This window comes from Actinoplanes sp. NPDC024001, assembly GCF_040638955.1.
GTDB lineage: Bacteria > Actinomycetota > Actinomycetes > Mycobacteriales > Micromonosporaceae > Actinoplanes.
The window spans coordinates 1413-13369 of record NZ_JBEZZB010000224.1 but is presented as its reverse complement, the minus strand read 5'-3'; the positions used below and the strand labels follow the sequence as shown (position 1 = coordinate 13369).

The window sequence follows — 11957 nt, the reverse complement described above, 5'->3', positions numbered from 1 at the left end:
GCGCGGGGGTGGCCACCCTTCCTAGCGTTCGCGCCCCCGTTTCCGGCCCCTTCTCATATTCCCTCGGTCTCGCCCGGGGGCGGCCACCCCCCCCCCCGGGCCGCCCATTTCCGGTTCCGGCGGGAGGCAGCCATGTCACTTCAATTCTCTTCGGTACGCGACAGCGCCTATCTCCACGAACGGGCGGTGACCGGAAACAGTCCCCCGGAACCGGCCGCGGACGCGCGCATCGATTCGTGGCGCGATTCCGCCTTTCTCGACGACCGGGTTCTCGACATTCGACTGCGGGAATGGGGAATCAACCGGGCCACCTTCGGCCGGCTGCTCACCGGCGCCGACTTCACCGTCCCCGACGCCGTGCTGGGCTGGGCCGGCGAACTCACCGCCGTGCTCACCACCGACCCGGGCGACGTGACCGGCCTCGACCTCACCACCAAACTCTGGTCGCAGGGCTTCGACCGGCTCCCCTTCAGCGGCCTGCTGCGCCCGTTCCTCGCCTACTACGAGCAGCGGCTCCCCCGCCCGGCCCCCGGTGCGCTGCGCCGCCCGCTGCTGGAGTCGCTGGCCAACCGGCTGCTCGCCATCGCCGCCCGCACCCTGCTGCTCGAACTCAACGTCGCGCGGGTGCACGGGCGGCTCGAGGGCGCCAGCCCGCAGCAGCGCTACGACGACTACGAGCAGCGGCTGCTCACCGACCCGGCCTACCTGTCGGCCCTGTTCGGCGAATACCCGGTCCTCGGCCGCAGCCTGGTCGAGTGCGGGCGCCGGTGGGTCGCGCACACCACCGAACTGTTCGACCGCCTGTCGGCGGACGAGACCCGGCTGCGCGCCGCCGGCCTGCTGCCGCCGACGGCGACCACGCTTGCCGGCGTACGGATGGATCTCGGCGACCCGCACAACGGTGGCCGCGCCGTCGCCCAACTGACCTTCGACGACGGCACCGATCTGGTCTACAAACCACGGCCGGTCGGCACCGAAAGGGCCTACGCGGAGACCATGGCCGAGCTCACCCGGCACGGGCTGCGGGTGCCGGTGAGCGCCCCGCGGGTGCTGGACCGCGGCGACTACGGGTGGTGCGAGTTCGTCCGGCCCGCGCCGTGCGCCGACGCGGGTGAGCTGGGCGACTTCTACCGGCGGGCCGGATCCGTGCTCGCGGCGATGCTGCTGCTCGGCGGCGTCGACATGCACATGGAGAACGTGATCGCCGCCGGCTCCTCGTTCACCCCCATCGACCTGGAGACGGTGCTGCAGTCCGGCGAGCTGGGCGAGACCGCCGAGGACGCGTACGGGAAAGCGCTCGACCTGCTCAACCGCAGCGTGCTGGCGATCGGCATCCTGCCGGCCCGCGCGTTCGGGGGCCGGCAGCGCACGAGCGTCGACGTCAGCGCCATCGGCGGCGGGGAACCCCAGACCGCGCCCCGGCCGGTGCCGCGCGTCGTCGACCCGTACACCGATGTGGCCCGCCTGGAAGCGGTCGAGGCGCAGATGGCCGGCGCGCTGAACCGGCCGGCCCTGGCCGGCCGGGAGGTGCGGCCGTGGGAGCACACCGGCGACGTGGTCGCCGGGTTCACCGACGCCTACGACCTCATGGTCGCGCACCGTGACGACTTCGACCGGCTGCTGCGCGGCTTCGACGACGTCGAGGTGCGCTACCTGCCGCGACCGACCCGCCGCTACAGCATCTTCCTCACCGAGAGCTACCACCCGGACTATCTGCGCGACGCCAGCGCGCGCGACCGGCTGCTCGACAAGCTGTGGACCGCCGCGGACGCCCGCCCCGAGCTGATCCCGATCATCGAGTCGGAGAAACGGCAGCTGCTCGCCGGGGACATCCCCTGCTTCCGCGGCATCGCCGGCTCCCGCGAGGTCCGCACCGCCACCATGCGGCTGCACCCGCGGTTCTTCGCCGCGCCGGCCGTCACCGTGCTGACCGAGCGGCTCGCCGAGTTCGGCCCGGTGCACCGGGCCGCCCAGGTGCGCATCATCCGCGACTCGATGGCCACCATGCCCGGCCCTCGCCCGACGGCCGGGGGTCCCGCCCGGCCGCGACCGGTCGGCGACGACGCGGACGCCGCCGTCCTCGCCGACCGGATCGCGCGGCGCCTGGCCGACGAGGCGATCCTCGGCGCCGACGACGTGTCCTGGATCGGTGTCAGCATCGAGGGCGTCGCGCAGGAGACCTACAGCTACAAGCCGATGGCGACCGGGCTCTACGACGGGGTGGCCGGGCTGGCGCTGACGTACGCGTACGCGGCCCGCACCCTCGGCAGCGACCGCTACCTGGACCTGGCCCACCGCGCCGCCCGGCCGGTCGCCGGCTACCTGCGCTATCTGGCCCAGCACCGCATCGCCGAGACCGTCGGCGCCTACAGCGGCACGGCCGGGCTGCTCTACGCCCTCGACCACGTCGCCCACGCCACCGGGGAGACCGCGTACCTCGACGCCATCGCGGAAGCGGTCCCCTGGCTGCGCGAGAGCGCCACCCGCGAGGACTGCCCGGATCTGATCGCCGGACTCGCCGGATGCGCGGTGATCTCCCTGGACCTGCACCGGCGGCACCGCATCGCCGGGCTGCGGGAGGTCGCGGCGATCTGCGCGGAACGGCTCGCCGCCGGCGCGGTCGACGTGGACGGCGCGGCAGGCTGGCCCGCAACCCCCGGCGGGCCGCTGCTCGGCGGGTTCTCGCACGGCGCGGCGGGCATCGCCTGGCCGCTGTACCGGCTCGCCGCCGAGTTCGGCGACCCGTCGCTGCGAGAACTCGCCGGGCGCGCCGTGGACTTCGACCGCAACCTTTATGTTCCGGCCGACGGCGCGTGGCGGGACCTGCGGCCGGAGATGGCGGGCACCGGCTCGTACCCGGCGCTGTGGTGCCACGGCGCGGCCGGCATCGGCCTGTCCCGCCTGCTCATCCACCGCGACGAACCGGACGAGCGGATCGCCGAGGAGGCGCGGGCGGCGCTCTCGCTGGTGGCCGCGCACGGATTCGGGCAGAACCACAGCATCTGCCACGGCGACTTCGGTGCGCTGGCCCTGTTCGACCTGGCCGAGCGCAGCGGCTTCGCACCGGCCGGGCACGCGGCGCTGGCCACCTCGGTGGTCGGCGACATCCGCGACAACGGCATCCGCTGCGGGCTGGTCGGGGACATCCACATGCCCGGTCTGATGCTGGGCACCGCCGGCATCTGCCTGAACCTGCTGCGGCTCGCCCACCCGGCGCAGGTGCCCGCGGTGGCATGGCTGGAAGCGCCCCGTGACTAGCTCCCTGCTGCGCGGCAGCGTCTCCCGGCACCGCGGGAAACTCCTCGTGGCCGGGGCGCTCGCCGTCGCCGGGGTCGGGCTGCAGCTCAGCCAGCCGTTCCTCATCCGCGAGGTGCTGACCACCCCACCGGACGGCGCCGCGGCGGCGCTCGTGGCCGTCGTCCTGATCGCCGGGGCGGTGCTCGGCGCGGTGCAGCAGTTCCTGTTGCAGCGCACCGGCGAAGCGGTCGTGTTCGACACCCGGCAGGCGCTCATCACCCACCTGCTGCGGCTGCCGGTCAGCGCCTACGACGACCGGCAGTCCGGCGACCTGGTGTCGCGGGTCAGCGCGGACACGCTGCTGCTGCGCTCGATGTTCACCTCGGGCGTGGTCGACCTGGTCAGCGGATCACTGCTGGTCGCCGGGTCCCTGGTCGCGATGGCGGTCATCGACCCGGTGCTGCTCGGCGTCAGCCTGCTGCCGGTGCTGGTGGGCGCGCTCGGCGTACGCCTGATCGGCCGCAAGCTGGCGCCGCTGAGCGCCTCGGTGCAGGACGCGGTCGGCGGCCTGGCCGCCGCCCTGACCCGCGCCCTCGGCGCGGTGCGCACCATCCGGGTGGCCGGGGCCACGCAGCGCGAGACCGACCAGGTGACCGGCGTCGCCGACCGCGCACGCCGAGCCGGGGTACGCCTCGCGCTGGTCTCCGCCCAGATCGGGCCGGTCGTGCGGCTGGCGTTGCAGGGTGCGTTCGTCGCGGTGATCGGGTTCGGCGGGTTCCGGGTCGCGCAGGGCGACATGCGGATCGGGGACCTGGTGGCGTTCACGCTGTTCCTGTTCACCCTGGCGTTGCCGCTGGCGCAGGTGGCGGACGCGGTGACGCAGGTGCAGAGCGGGCGGGGCGCCGTCACCCGCATCCAGGAGATCCTCACCCTGCCGGACGAGGAACAGACCCTGCCGATCCGGCCGCCCTCCTCAACCGGCTTGCGGCCGGTGCCGGCGATCGAGTTCGACCGGGTGTCCTTTCGCTATCCCGGCGGGGCGCCGGTGCTGCGCGAGGTCGCCTTCCAGGTCCCTGCCGGCGGGACCACCGCCCTGGTCGGCCCGTCCGGGGCGGGCAAGTCGACGATCCTCGCGCTGATCGCCCGGCTCTACGAGGTCACCGGCGGTGAGATCCGGCTGCACGGCCGCGACATCCGCGAATACCCGCTCGCCGACCTGCGCGCCACCCTCGGTTACGTCGAGCAGGAAGCGCCGGTGCTGGCCGGCACGCTGCGCGACAACCTCACGCTGGCAGCGCCCGACGCACCCGACGCGACCGTACGAACGGTGACCGCGGCCGTGAACCTCGACCCGGTGATCGCCCGCGACCCGGCCGGCCTGCACGCGCCGGTCGGCGACGGTGGCGTACTGCTCTCCGGCGGCGAACGGCAACGCCTGGCCGTCGCCCGCGCCCTGCTCGCCGACGCGCCCGTGCTGCTGTTCGACGAGCCGACCGCCCACCTGGACGCGCGCAACGAACAGGCCCTGCAGGACACCCTCGCGACGTACGCCGCCGACCGCACCCTGCTGGTCGTCGCCCACCGGCTGGCCACCGTGGTGCGCGCCGACCACATCGTCGTCATCGACCGGGGCCGCACCTCCGCGGCCGGCCGGCACGACGAACTGCTCACTGCCGACCCGCTCTACCGCGAGCTCGCCGACCGGCAGCTGCTGACCTGACGAGGAGGAACCATGCTCAGCGTGCTGGACCAGGTACCGGTGTTCCGCGACGGCAGCCCCGCCGAAGCGGTCCGCGACTCGGTCGCACTGGCGCGAAGCGCCGAGGAGTACGGCTACCAGCGTTTCTGGATCGCCGAACACCATGGCAGCGCGGCCAACGCGTGCGCCTCACCGGAGGTGGTGACGGCCGCGGTGGCCGCCGCCACCAGCCGGATCCGGGTCGGCAGCGGGGGTGTGCTACTGCCGCACTACAGCCCGTTGAAGGTGGCCGAGACGTTCCGGGTTCTGTCCGCGCTCAGCCCCGGGCGTATCGATCTCGGCTTCGGGCGGGGTCCCGGTGGGCCGCCGGCCATGGCGGAGTTGCTCAATCCGTACGCCCTGCGCACCGACGAAGCGTTCCTCGAACAGGTCGGCCGGTTGCTCGGCTTCCTCGGCGACTCGCGAACCGTCAGCCGGGTCTCGGTCACCCCCGAGGTGCCCGACCCGCCGGTGCCGTGGATGCTCGGCTCCGGCGCCGGCAGCGCCCGGATGGCGGGCATGCTGGGCCTGCCGTTCTGCTTCGCCCAGTTCATCGCGATCGAAGAGCTCCCCGAGGCGATCGAGGCCTATCGTGCGGCTTTCCGCCCGTCGCCGTGGTTGTCGTCGCCGCGCCCCATGCTGGCGTTGCGCGTGCTCTGCGCCGAGTCGGACGCCGAAGCCGAGGAACTGGCCACGTGCTTCTGGATGTCCTGCACGACGGGCTGGCGCGCCCAGGTCCAGCTGACCGACGACTATCGCGGCGGCGCCCCCAATCTGGAGGACGCCCGCCGTTACCGGCTGACCGAGGAGGACCGTGCTCTGCGGGAGAGCCGCCCCTTCCTGCAGCTGTCCGGCACGCCCGCCGCCGTGGGCAAGGAGATCCGCCGTCTCCTGACCGTCTACGACGTCCCCGAGGCGATGCTCACCACGAACTGCCCCGGCCTGGAGGCGCGGCGCCGCTCCTACGAGTTGCTGGCCACCGAATTCGATCTGCCCACCGCATGACGGCCGGGGAAGCTCAGCCGGCCGGGCCGCGGCGGGCGTAGGTGACGGCGCCGACCACCATCAGACCCGCGGCCACGGCCCACGCGACGATGCTCGGTCCCGGTTGCAGGAACCATGCGTACCATGCCTGGCCGTACTCCTCGCCCCGAGGAGCCCCGGCGAACATGAGGACCGCATAGCCGCCGACCGGCATCCACCCGCAGACGCCGGTCCCGGCTGCGGCCATGACGGGAGCCCGCAGGACGCCGCTCTCGCCGGCCGCGCCGCCGGGCGGCGCGGCCGGCGAGGAGATCACCGTCTTCGACAGCTCGGGCATCGCTCTGCAGGACCTGTTCATCGCCGACGCACTGCTCGGCCTCGCTGGAGAGCCCCGCTGACCGGCCGGGCCCGGGGCCCCGGGCCCGGGCCGCCGTGGCGTCGCCCGGTCAGCGCGTCAGCAGCTCGCGCAGCGACTTGACGATCTCCGCCGGTGACTCCTCGGCCATGAAGTGGCCGCTGGTGACGGTACGGTGGTCCAGGTCGGCTACCCAGGGCCGCCACAGCGCGGCCGCGTCGAAGCCGAGCGCCGAACCCCAGTCCTGCTGGATCACGGTCACCGGCATCGTCAGCTGCCGTCCGGCCGCGCGGTCGATCTGGTCGTGCTCGATGTCGATGCCCGCGGTGGCGCGGTAGTCCGCGACGATCGACGGCACCGCGTTGCGCGACGCCGTCAGGTACGCCTCGCGCACGTCGGCCGGGATCGCGTCCGGGTTGTTGGCCCAGGTGTCGAGGAAGTACCCGAAGAACGCGTCGGCGCTGGCCCCGATCATCTGCTCGGGCAGGCCCGGCGGCAGTGCCATCAGGAACAGGTGGAAGCCGACGGCGGCGCTCCGGCCGCGCAGGATGTCCCACGAGTCGAGCGTGGGCAGCACGTCCAGCGACGCCAGGTGCGTCACGACCTCCGGGTGGTCGAGCCCGGCACGGATGGCGACGTGGGCGCCGCGGTCGTGTCCGGCCAGCGCGAACCGGTCGTGGCCGAGGGCTGCGGCCAGCGCGACGATGTCCGCCGCCATGGTCCGCTTGGAGTACGCGCTGCCGTCCGGGTCGGCCGGTTTGTCGCTGTCGCCGTAACCGCGCAGATCGGGGACGATCACGGTGTGGTCGGCGGCGAGGTCGGCGGCGACGTGCCGCCACATCAGGTGCGTCTGCGGGAAGCCGTGCAGCAGGACGATCGGGCTGCCGGTGCCGGCGACTGCCGTGTTGAGGGCGACGCCGTCGGCGACGTCGACGCGCCGATAGTCGAAGCCACTGATCTTGATGGTCATCGGTGAGCCTTTCCACTGACGCTCCGCCTGTTTGGCGGTGCGGGACGATCCTGCGCGCCGTCGATCAGTGGACGGTCAGTAGCGAATCAGCAGCGCGGGACCTCGCGCGCTGCCTGCTTAGATGGGGATCATGAAGGCACAGACACCGGCGGGAACCGTGACGTTCGGTGTGCTCGGGCCGATCGAAGCCGCCAACCAGCGCGGCGAGATCGCACTGCGGGGCGCCCGGCAGCGTGCCGTCCTGGCCCGCCTGCTCATCGCCCGGCGACGCGTCGTACCTGTCGATCAACTGATCACCGATCTGTGGGAGGAACCCTCGGACGGCGCGGTGGGCGCCATCCGCACCTTCGTCGGCGACCTGCGACGGGCGCTGGAGCCGGACCGGCCGCCGCGCCGGCCACCCACGCTGCTGGTGACCGCGCCACCCGGGTACGCCCTGCACGCCGACCTCGATGCCGTGGACGCCTGGCGCTTCGAGGAGGCGGTCGCCCGGTCCAGGGACATGCTGGCCGCGGGACAGGCGGCGACGGCACTGGCCCGGCTGGACGCGGCGCTGGCGATGTGGCGGGGTCCCGCGTACCCGGAGTGGACCGGTGAACCCTGGGCTCGCGGCGAGATCGACCGGCTCGGCGAACTCCGCCTGCTGGCGGTCGAACGCAGGGCCGAGGCCCTGCTCGATCTCGGCCGAGCCGAGGACGCCGTCACCGACCTGCGGGCGCACGTCGCCGCATTCCCGCTGCGCGAGGACGCCTGGCAGTTGCTCGCCACCGCGCTGTATCGCTCGGGACGGCAAGGAGAAGCGCTCGGCGCGCTGCGCAGGGCGCGCGAGACCCTGGTCGCTGAGCTGGGCGTGGACCCCGGCGTACGGTTGCGCCGGCTGGAGAACGACATCCTGGTGCAGGCGCCGCATCTGATCCCGTCAGCGGAGCCCGCCGTGGTCTCCCCCGGCGTCGATGCGCCCGGTCCCGCCGCGGCCGATCCGCGACCGCTCATCGGCCGCGAGGACGAACTCGCTCAGCTGGCGACGCTGGCCGACGACGTCGCCGCCCGCCACCGGCCCCGGCTGGCCCTGATCTCCGGAGACCCCGGCTCCGGCAAGTCGGCTCTGGCCGAGACCCTGGCCCAGCGGCTGCAGTCGGCCGGCTGGCTGAGCGCCTGGGGCCACGGTCCCGAACATGCCGGAGCACCGATCGCGTGGCCGGCCACCCAGATCGCCGCGGCACTGGGCACCTCCGACCTGTTCGCCGGGACACCCGCGCAGGATCCGGTGGCCACCCGGTTCCACCTGCACCGTGCGGTCGTGTCGCTGGTCGAGGCCGCCGCTGCCCGGGCACCGGTACTGCTGGTCTTCGACGATCTGCATCACATGGACGAGGACACCCTGGGCCTGATCACCGCGCTGGTGAGCGTTCCCGAGGCGGTGCGGGGACCGGTGCTGGTGCTCGGCACGTTCCGCGCTGCGGCGATCACCCCGCTGCTCACCGCGGCGCTGGCCTCCTTCGCCCGGACCGAGCCGGCCCGGTTCTACCTCGGCGGGCTGACCGAGAGGGCGACCGGTGAACTCGCTCACGCGGTCACCGGCCGGACTTTCGATGACGACGCCGTACGGATCCTGCACCGCCGCAGCGGCGGCAATCCCTTCTTCGTCCGCGAACTGGCCCGGGTGCTGCACACCGACGGGCGGGCCGCGCTGAACTCGGTGCCGGCCGGGGTGCGCGACGTGATCCGCCACCGGCTGGCGCAACTGCCCGAAGCCGCGCAGCAGGTGCTGCGCAAGGCGTCGATTCTGGGCCGCGATGTCGACCCGGAGGTGCTCTCCGCGCTGGTGGACGACGAGACGGGACTGCTCGACGCCGTCGAGGGCGCGGTGCACGCCGGATTCCTGACCGAGCGGGCCGAGCAGCTCCGATTCACCCACATCCTGGTACGCGACACGCTCTACGAAGATCTGTCCGCACTGCGCCGGGCTCGCTGGCACGCGATCGCCGGTGCGGCCGCCGAGCGCCTGCACCCGCACGACGTCGCCGTGCTGGCCCACCATTTCGATCGCGCCGCCACCCGCGACACCGCACCCCGGGCCGCACGGTATGCCCGCGCTGCGGCTGAGCAGGCCGAACGTCGTGCCGGCTCGCACGAGGCCGCCCGCTTCTGGCGTCAGGCGGTGGCCGCTCACGACCGCGCTGACGACGGCGACGTCGCCGGACGCCTCGTCGCGGTCATGGGCTGGTGCCGGGCGCTGGCTGTCACCGGCCACCTCGACGAGGCTCGCCGTCACCGCGCTGCCGCCATCGACGCGGCGGAGGACGTCGGCGACGCCGCCTTGACCGCGGACGTCCTCGCCGCCTTCGACGTGCCGGCCATCTGGACGAGCAACGACGACGAAGTCCTGTCCGCCCGGGTCGTCGACGTCGCGCGCCGATGCCTGCGCGAGCTACCGGCCGATGATCTTCATCGGCGCAGCCGCCTGCTGAGTCTCGTCGCCCTGGAGTCGCGCGGCATCCGCGACGGCCGCGGTGACGACGCCGCCCGCGAAGCCGAGGTGCTGGCACGCCGGTCGGGCGATCCCGCTCTGCTGTCGTTCGCGCTCAACGCCCGTTTCATGCACACCTTCGGGCGCTGTGGGCTGGCGGCCGAGCGCGCCGCCATCGGCGCCGAACTGGTCGCCGTGGCCGACCGCCATGAGCTGGTCACCTTCCAGGTGCTGGGACATCTGATCCGGTTGCAGGCGCACAGCGCGCTCGGCGACCTCACCGCCGCCGACGCGGACGCCGCCGCCGTCGACGCCCTCGCCGCACGCTACGACCTCCCCCTCGCCGCAGCCTTCACCGGTTGGTACCGGGGGCTGCGGCTCGCCGTCGACGGCCGGCCCGCAGCGGCCGAAACCGCCTACCGTGAGGCCGACGCACATCTGCGAGGCAGCGGCATCGCCGGCATGGAGCCGGGCTTGCTACCGCTGGCCCTGCTCGCGTTGCGCCTCGGCGTTCCCGGCCCCGACCCCGGAGATCTGGCACGGCACCACGATGAGTGGGCGCGCACGGACTGGGGCCCGCACGAGCCGTGGGTTCGCCCACTGGTGCTGCTCGCGGGCGGACGACGGGCGGAGGCCGCCGCGGCGTTACGCGCACTGCCGGCATCCCCGCATGACCTTCTGCGGGAAGCGCGGGCTTGTCTGACCGCGCGGGCAGCGCTCCTGCTCGACGATCGGGAGGTCATGCGGCGGGCCCACGCCGAGCTCCTGCCGGCCGCCGATGAGCTGGCCGCCGGCACCGGAGTGTTCAGCCTGGGACCGGTGGCTGCCCACCTACGGGCTATGGAAGCGGCCGGCCTGAGCAAGAACGTGGAGCATACGGCTTGAGTCTCGAGCGGTATGAGGGTTGATCGTGTGGGCATGCGAAATTCTCTGGCGATCGGGCAGCTGGCCCGGCGCACCGGGCTGACGGTGCACACCCTCCGTTACTGGTCGGACAGCGGGCTGCTCGTTCCCAGCGGCCGGCCCGCCGGCGGCTACCGCCTCTTCGACGGGGCCGCGGTCGCTCGTCTCACCTCAGTCGCCCGCTGCGACGACGACGAGGCCCACCGGCTGGTCGACCGGATGGCGAAGGTCTCCGCCGCCGCCCGCGGCGCCGCTGTTCGCCTGGTTCGCCGCGGCGCTGCGCGCCCGTGGGCGGCCAGGCATAGATGCGCATGCGGCATAACAGCAGCTCAGAGGCAGCGAACCGCCGCGCCGGCCACGCCAGCCGCTACTGTGCGGCCGCCCCCGGGCACTGTCCTTCCCGAAGGGGGCCGGCCACGGTTCGGCAGAAAGCCACGCGCAGCCCGGCACGAAGCCACGCGCAGCCCGGCAGGAAGCCACGCGCAGCCCGGCAGGAAGCCACGCGCAGCCTGGCAGGAAGCCGCCGCGGTCCGGCACGAAGCGGCGCCGCTGTCGGCGCTGATCACGCCGCCGATCGGCGAGTCCGCCGCGCCTGCGCACTCGCCGACATGGATTCCCGTCAGCCCGCGAAAGCGCCACCCGCATGCGGGCCGGCGAGGTCGTCGGCGGACAGGCCGGAAGCGTAGGCCAGGACTGCTGCCTGCACTCGGTTCGCCACACCGAGCTTGCCGAGGATGACGCTCACGTGCTCCTTGACCGTGGCCGCGCTGAGGAACAGCTGGCGGCTGATCTCAGCGTTGGTCAAGCCCGCGCCGAGCAGGCGCAGGATGCTCTGCTCGCGGTCGGACAGCTGTTTGACCCGGTCACCGGCCGGCGAGCTGGAGCCTGAGGCCGCGCCCCGGCAGCCGGCACGCACCACGACTGAAGAAGCCTCCGGGGCCAGGACGATGCTGCCCTCGGCGAGGGCGCGCACCGCGGCGACCAGCTGCTCAGGCTGGCTGTCGCGGAGCAGGAAACCGCAAGCGCCGCCGCGCAGGGACTCGAGCACGAGGTCGGGCGGAGCGAGGGTGGTGAGCATGGCGATGGCGGGCGGGGCGCTCAGCGCGCGCAGCTGATCGAGCACGTCCAAGCCGTCGTCCTGCACGCTCTGGCCGTGGGGGCGCCCCCCCGCGGGGGGGGGGGGGGGGGTGACCCGGCCCCCCGAACCACCGCGCGCGCCGCCCGGCGCCGCCCCGCGCAGGGATCTGCTGAAATATCGGTGCCGTCGCTGACCTGCCATGCCGCTCCCCGTTCACTGAAG

The 11957-nt window shown here is 73.5% G+C and carries 9 protein-coding genes; 6 read left to right on the top strand and 3 right to left on the bottom strand.

All coding sequences use genetic code 11. The features are described from left to right. The first annotated feature begins 132 nt into the window (after window positions 1–132). From AB0F81_RS46505 to AB0F81_RS46495, 3 genes are read left to right on the top strand one after another with little or no spacing between them, the layout of a single operon-like run. Window positions 133–3258: a type 2 lanthipeptide synthetase LanM family protein gene (locus tag AB0F81_RS46505; RefSeq protein ID WP_360210010.1), complete on the top strand. Its 3126-nt coding sequence runs from the start codon at window positions 133–135 to the stop codon at window positions 3256–3258. Beyond that, complete coding sequence (locus AB0F81_RS46500) at window positions 3251–4957, top strand: ABC transporter ATP-binding protein (protein WP_360210008.1); 1707 nt, start codon at window positions 3251–3253, stop codon at window positions 4955–4957. The genes AB0F81_RS46505 and AB0F81_RS46500 overlap by 8 nt, the downstream gene beginning before the upstream one ends. Before the next feature lie 12 nt (window positions 4958–4969). Beyond that, on the top strand, window positions 4970–5980 hold the full coding sequence (locus tag AB0F81_RS46495) for an MsnO8 family LLM class oxidoreductase (protein ID WP_360210006.1): 1011 nt from the start codon (window positions 4970–4972) through the stop codon (window positions 5978–5980). 13 nt (window positions 5981–5993) lie between these two features. Here the strand turns inward: AB0F81_RS46495 and AB0F81_RS46490 are convergent, their stop codons facing one another. Beyond that, window positions 5994–6206: a hypothetical protein gene (locus AB0F81_RS46490; RefSeq protein WP_360210004.1), complete on the bottom strand. Its 213-nt coding sequence runs from the start codon at window positions 6204–6206 to the stop codon at window positions 5994–5996. Between AB0F81_RS46490 and AB0F81_RS46485 the strand changes: the two genes are divergently transcribed. Then, window positions 6205–6357 (top strand): hypothetical protein, encoded by a 153-nt coding sequence (locus AB0F81_RS46485; protein WP_360210002.1) that lies wholly within the window; start codon window positions 6205–6207, stop codon window positions 6355–6357. The genes AB0F81_RS46490 and AB0F81_RS46485 overlap by 2 nt on opposite strands. Before the next feature lie 48 nt (window positions 6358–6405). On the opposite strand, the gene AB0F81_RS46480 is transcribed toward AB0F81_RS46485, so the two are convergent. Then, window positions 6406–7284: an alpha/beta hydrolase gene (locus AB0F81_RS46480; protein WP_360210000.1), complete on the bottom strand. Its 879-nt coding sequence runs from the start codon at window positions 7282–7284 to the stop codon at window positions 6406–6408. Window positions 7285–7414: 130 nt separating this feature from the next. Between AB0F81_RS46480 and AB0F81_RS46475 the strand changes: the two genes are divergently transcribed. Continuing rightward, window positions 7415–10639 (top strand): BTAD domain-containing putative transcriptional regulator, encoded by a 3225-nt coding sequence (locus AB0F81_RS46475; RefSeq protein WP_360209998.1) that lies wholly within the window; start codon window positions 7415–7417, stop codon window positions 10637–10639. 12 nt (window positions 10640–10651) lie between these two features. Further along, complete coding sequence (locus AB0F81_RS46470) at window positions 10652–11395, top strand: MerR family DNA-binding transcriptional regulator (protein WP_360209996.1); 744 nt, start codon at window positions 10652–10654, stop codon at window positions 11393–11395. On the opposite strand, the gene AB0F81_RS46465 is transcribed toward AB0F81_RS46470, so the two are convergent. Continuing rightward, the gene (locus tag AB0F81_RS46465; protein ID WP_360209994.1) at window positions 11277–11801 is read right to left on the bottom strand and encodes a response regulator transcription factor; all 525 of its coding nucleotides are present in this window, start codon (window positions 11799–11801) and stop codon (window positions 11277–11279) included. The two genes, AB0F81_RS46470 and AB0F81_RS46465, sit on opposite strands and share 119 nt — an antisense overlap. Window positions 11802–11957 lie beyond the last annotated feature (156 nt).